A 5,435-nucleotide genomic window follows, 5' to 3' on the forward strand; every position below is an offset into this window, starting at 1 on the left:
GTTGCAATTCATGCTCTAAAAATTAATGCTACTTCCATTTCTGAAAATAGAGAGTATGGTGGCTTGATTTATGAAAATTCAGATGGGTCTTATTCATTCACTGGACCGATAGCAGGTGATAATGCATCAGTGCAACCTCTAATGCACCAGCACCTAATGGCGCTAATGTAATGGCTTATTATCACACTCATGGAGCGTATGATCCAAAATACGACAACGAAATTTTTTCTGATACCTATGATGGGCGAGGAGACATTCCTTTTGCAAAATCTCATGAAATGGATGGATATTTAGCGACTCCTTCGGGTAAAATTAAATATTATAATTATGTTAATGATACAATTACTAGATTACAATGATGAAGGCGCTGTTTTTATTTATTTTTATTTTTATAAATACTCATGTTATGGCTGATATGGATAAATATATTGTGGAGAAATATATTGATTTTGATATTATAGAAAGTTATAAAAAACCTATAACAATGCCTGCTAAATATTTAGAAGTGTTTAGTGTTGTTTATAAAGATTTTTTTTCTGACAAAAGTAAAAAAATAGAAAACTGGATAGTTAACATATCTGAATCCAAAGATTTGTATATTGTTGAACTTAGTATTCCATGGAATCAACCCATGCTGGGTGGAGGTTTTGGATTTTATCATATAGATAAGCATACTATGAAAATTATTAAAGTTATGTTTTATAAATAATAAGGGTGCTACCCTTTATTAAAAACCTTGTTAAAATATGTCTTGTGCCATACGACAACCTCGGCTCAATAGACACCATCACCGATGGACAAGGCAACATCGTTGAGCGCATGGCATACACCGCCTTTGGTGAAAGACGCAAAGGCGATTGGAGAGTATCCGATCCACTACTACCTATCATCCTCGCCCTAACCAATCGAGGCTTTACTGGACACGAACACATTGATGAGATGGGGTTGATACATATGAACGGTAGAGCGTATGACCCACAAATTGGAAGATTCCTCAGTGCTGATCCCTATATCCAAGCCCCTTACAATACCCAGAGTTACAATAGATACAGTTATGTAATGAACAATCCACTTAAATACACTGATCCAGATGGGTATCGTTCCCTTGCTCTTATAGCGGCAACGATTACCAAGGCTATTGTAGTAAATGTTACGAATATCTTTGTTCAAATGGCGATTGCTTACGCCGTGACTTACTCTGTAACCTACATCGAAACAGGCAGCGCCAAAGCCGCCCAAAGCGCAGGACTGAGCGCTGCTTTATTTATGGGTATCGGAGGACTAAGAGGAGGTAAAATAGGCGCTAATGGCAAAATGCAATACAACCCAGGTTGGGAATCAGGCTCTATGAAAACCTTAGCTGCTCATGGATTAGCAGGCGGTATCGTGCAAGACAGAATGGGCGGTAGTTTTGGTGCTGGTTTCTTATCAGGTTCACTCGGCTCTTATCTTAGTTCATCAGGAAATTCTAGGATTGGCAACACCGCTAGAGAGGCAGTCGTTGGTGGCACCATCTCGGTGATTGGCGGTGGTAAATTCGCAAACGGGGCACAGACGGGGGCGTTTAGGTATTTGTTTAATGATGATATGCATCAAATTATTGACAAATTATACACCGAATATCATGGCGAGAGAAAAACTGGAAAGGTGAAGACACTCCGAATGGGAGAAATAACTGTTGCCGAATATGAGGCAGTTCTTCCTTTTGGAATCTCAAGTATGGTACCTAGCAATATGAAACACACAAACCCTTTCACTATACTACTTAATGTACTTGAAAATATATGGCAACGTCAATATGATGTAACCTATGAATCAATGCAAAAAAGTAGATTGTATATTCTGGATGGTTCTTCATATTTACTAAAAGTAGACGGCAGCAGGTTTTTTATGGAAAATGTAACTGATAAACTTTGGCGTCGTGAAGGTCCGCCGTATAACGGAAAACTATTAAGGAAGGTTGATAGAGGGATGCTGCTACGAGATCCACCAGGCGGATGGTGATACTATGAGAAAATATATATTAATCGCTTTATTGCTAATATTCTTTGTGGCTTTTGCTTGGTCTATTTGGCTAGTAAACAAACCAGAGGATAGAGTAGAGGCTTATTCTTTGGTGTTTGCTGAGGCAAAATCCTGTGCAGAAAATTATTTAACTAAGACAACCACAGAATTTTCTAAAAAACACTATGGTATTGAATATGAATTTATTAAATTACATGAGTCTCCCATGCTTCCAAATCCAAGCAATATTAGTCATATTTTGAAAATGTCTCGTTACAATTATCCTGCTACAAGCTCTAGCTCCAGTGCAAAAGAAGATTTGCGAATTACTCTTGACTCGATTGCTTATAAATGTTACCCATATCGAGAAATCACTACAAGTTTGGATGGTTATTTGTTTACTGGCACTAGACCTTCAGGAAGAAGGAGAATGGATACAAACAAGCTAATTTATATGAATTGGAATAAAGGAGAATTAAAAATTTTTGCTTATCCTTAGATGGAGAAATGGGAATTACAAATAATGGGGCAGGCTGAAGCCCCAGAGATATAGAGGATATAGGGACGCTACCCTTTTTTTAATTTTAAAGATATTGGGGACGCTACCCTTTTTTTTATTGGTATTTTATTTATCCTAGGATTAAATATTTATGCAGCAGGCTTTTTATCAAGTATAGTTGGAGATATTAGGGACGCCTTGAGTTCAATTTACAAGTACAACACATTCCACAGAAAATGAAATAATTAGGGTCAGTGTGCAATTTATTAAACAATCCATCCAACCAGCCTGATGAAATCCGTAACCTAGAATATGAATATGACTTAATGGACAATGTCACACAAAGACAAAACCATATCTCAGGTTTAAGCGAAGGCTTTACTTATGACGCCCTAGACCGCCTAACCCAATCAAGCACCACCGGTAAGATTGATGATGTTGATTATAGTTATGCCGTTAGTTACCAATACGACATCAATGGCAATATCACCAACAAATCTGATGTCGGTGATTACAGTTATAACGCTGTTAATGGTGTTAATAGCACCCATCCCCACACACCAAACTCAATCGCAGGTCTAAAAACCCATACCAACAACCAAGACAGAACCTACACCTATGATGCCAATGGCAGCATGACCAAAAATGGCAATAAATCCATTACTTGGACATCCTTCAACAAACCAAAGCAATTCACTAAAGGCACAGACTCTACAACCTTCACCTACGGTCCTGATAGAAGCCGTTACCAAAAAGTGCAAACAAGAAGTAGCGACAACACCACCATCACCACTCAATACTTCGGTAAAGTCTATGAGCAAATCAAACAAAATACCAATACTGAGCATAAGCACTTTATCTATCTAGATAAACAACTAATTGCCATTCACATCAAAACCGACACAACGAGTACAGCAGGCACATCGGACACAACAAATACGCCAACAACACCAATCCCTGACAAAACCCGCTACCTCCACTACGACAACCTCGGCTCCATCGACACCATCACCGATGGACAAGGCAACATCGTTGAGAGAATGAGTTACGCAGCCTTCGGTGAAAGACGCAAAGGCGATTGGAGGGCATCTGATCCGTTACTGCCTATCATCCCCACCCTAACCAATCGAGGCTTTACAGGTCATGAGCACATTGATGAGATGGGGTTGATACACATGAACGGTAGAGTGTATGACCCACAAATTGGAAGGTTCCTCAGTGCTGATCCATACATCCAAGCCCCTTACAACACACAGAGTTACAACAGATACAGTTATGTTGTAAACAACCCGCTGAAATACACCGATCCTACTGGAAACTTTTTTGGCATTATATTGGGTATTATTTCTGCAGTTTCCACTAACGCAGTGATTGCTGCTATTGGCACCAAACTGTTCTTAGCAAAAATAATAATCGCTTATGCCGTGACTTACTCTGTAACCTACATCGCAACAGGTAGTGGCAAAGCCGCTCAAGGCGCAGGATTGAGTGCTGCTTTATTTATGGGTATCGGAGAACTAAGAGGAGGCAAAATGGGCGCTAATGGCAAAATGCAATACAACCCAGGTTGGGAATCAGGCTCTATGAAAACCTTAGCCGCTCATGGATTAGCAGGCGGTATCGTGCAAGACAGAATGGGCGGTAGTTTTGGTGCTGGTTTTTTATCAGGTTCACTTGGCTCTTACCTTGGATCATCAGGACATTCAAAGAATATGTTTGAGATGATTGGCAATACTGCTAGAGATGCGGTTGTTGGTGGCACCATCTCGGTGATTGGCGGTGGTAAATTCGCAAACGGGGCACAGACGGGGGCGTTTAGGTATTTGTTTAATGAGTGGACGCATGGTCCGAAACAACAATATGAGTGTATGGGTCGCTGTCATGGAAATGATTATGGTGATGTTAGACCTATGTCGGCAGAAGAACAAGAACTTTTGTTTGATGCTACACTAATTTTGATTCCTGTACCGGGTGCATCAGCATATGGAAGTGTAAAGCTTCTCAGGTTTATGGCTAAACATCCAAAAATTACAAAAAATTTGTGTGTTGTAACGATACTTTGTGGGCTCCCTCCAACTTCAAAAATTGGTCAAGCCGCATCTAGTATTTTTGAAGATATCGTCATCACCAAACAATTGCAAAAGAGAGCCATAAGAAAGTTAATTGAAAATCAAAATATGTTTCGAAATCGCATCACTCGTGGAAAATAAACCATTAATATCTATCAGTGAATTTCATGATTTAACTTATAATGAAGATGAATATAAGATGGTCTATGAAGCGTTTTATGAATGTATGGAAACAAAAAAATGTCAAAAACTTATTGATCTAATTCCAGAAATTGATAAAAGAAATATATGGTACGCCTCAGCATTTATTGCTAGTGTCTATGTAAGCGAAGACAATTATAGTGGATTTAAATATAATAGAAAAAAAGCCATTTATTGGCATAAAAAAGTATTTGATAATTTTTATGTGATGGATATTGGAGTAAATTTAGCACTTTTGTATATGCTAGATAAGGAGTATAAAAATGCTTATAAAATATATCAGATTTTATCTACTATAAATGATCATGTTGCATTAACTGCTCTTGGAAATCTCTATAGAAATGGTTTTTATGTAACAAAAGATTTAAATAAGGCTTTAGATTATTATCAAAAGGCATTTAAACATGGTAATTTAACAGCCCCAATTAGAACAGCAGGCATATATCGCCAACAAGGAAAATACCTTAAAAGTTTAATATTGTTAATTAAAACAATTATTAATCGTTATACAGCAGTATTTAATGAAAATAAAGATGCTGATGAAATATTTAGAGAAATGTAAGTAGTCAACCCTTAAAAACCACACAACAAATTGATTTATAACAATAAAACCAACAATAACCATAGACAAATCAACCAACTTTTGCTAAAATACCCCTTAT

The 5,435-nt window shown here is 37.8% G+C and carries 7 protein-coding genes; all 7 read left to right on the forward strand.

Annotation, left to right across the window (positions count from 1 at the left end; translation table 11 throughout):
• The first annotated feature begins 21 nt into the window (after positions 1–21).
• Positions 22–171 (forward strand): DUF4329 domain-containing protein, encoded by a 150-nt coding sequence (locus tag BBROOKSOX_RS12495; RefSeq protein WP_373896623.1) that lies wholly within the window; start codon positions 22–24, stop codon positions 169–171.
• The gene (locus tag BBROOKSOX_RS08725; RefSeq protein WP_257607822.1) at positions 126–359 is read left to right on the forward strand and encodes a DUF4329 domain-containing protein; all 234 of its coding nucleotides are present in this window, start codon (positions 126–128) and stop codon (positions 357–359) included. Before BBROOKSOX_RS12495 ends, BBROOKSOX_RS08725 begins: the two co-directional genes overlap by 46 nt.
• Complete coding sequence (locus BBROOKSOX_RS08730; RefSeq protein ID WP_139661092.1) at positions 356–709, forward strand: hypothetical protein; 354 nt, start codon at positions 356–358, stop codon at positions 707–709. Before BBROOKSOX_RS08725 ends, BBROOKSOX_RS08730 begins: the two co-directional genes overlap by 4 nt.
• 44 nt (positions 710–753) lie before the next feature.
• Positions 754–2,004, forward strand: a complete 1,251-nt coding sequence (locus tag BBROOKSOX_RS08735; protein ID WP_139661095.1) for an RHS repeat domain-containing protein — start codon at positions 754–756, stop codon at positions 2,002–2,004.
• Positions 2,005–2,008: 4 nt separating this feature from the next.
• A complete protein-coding gene (locus tag BBROOKSOX_RS08740; RefSeq protein ID WP_139661097.1) occupies positions 2,009–2,503 on the forward strand; it encodes a hypothetical protein in 495 nt (164 codons plus the stop codon).
• A gap of 254 nt (positions 2,504–2,757) precedes the next feature.
• Positions 2,758–4,713, forward strand: coding sequence for an RHS repeat domain-containing protein (locus BBROOKSOX_RS08745; RefSeq protein WP_139661100.1), 1,956 nt, complete (start codon positions 2,758–2,760; stop codon positions 4,711–4,713).
• Positions 4,703–5,335 (forward strand): sel1 repeat family protein, encoded by a 633-nt coding sequence (locus BBROOKSOX_RS08750; protein WP_139661103.1) that lies wholly within the window; start codon positions 4,703–4,705, stop codon positions 5,333–5,335. The genes BBROOKSOX_RS08745 and BBROOKSOX_RS08750 overlap by 11 nt, the downstream gene beginning before the upstream one ends.
• Positions 5,336–5,435: the final 100 nt, after the last annotated feature.

The organism is bacterium endosymbiont of Bathymodiolus sp. 5 South (assembly GCF_900128535.1).
Lineage (GTDB): Bacteria > Pseudomonadota > Gammaproteobacteria > PS1 > Pseudothioglobaceae > Thiodubiliella.

What these genes read in the sequence shown, in the direction of transcription:
- BBROOKSOX_RS08730 (WP_139661092.1), top strand. Translation starts at nt 356, where the DNA reads ATGATGAAGGCGCTGTTTTTATTTATTTTTATTTTTATAAATACTCAT.
- BBROOKSOX_RS08740 (WP_139661097.1), top strand. Translation starts at nt 2,009, where the DNA reads ATGAGAAAATATATATTAATCGCTTTATTGCTAATATTCTTTGTGGCT.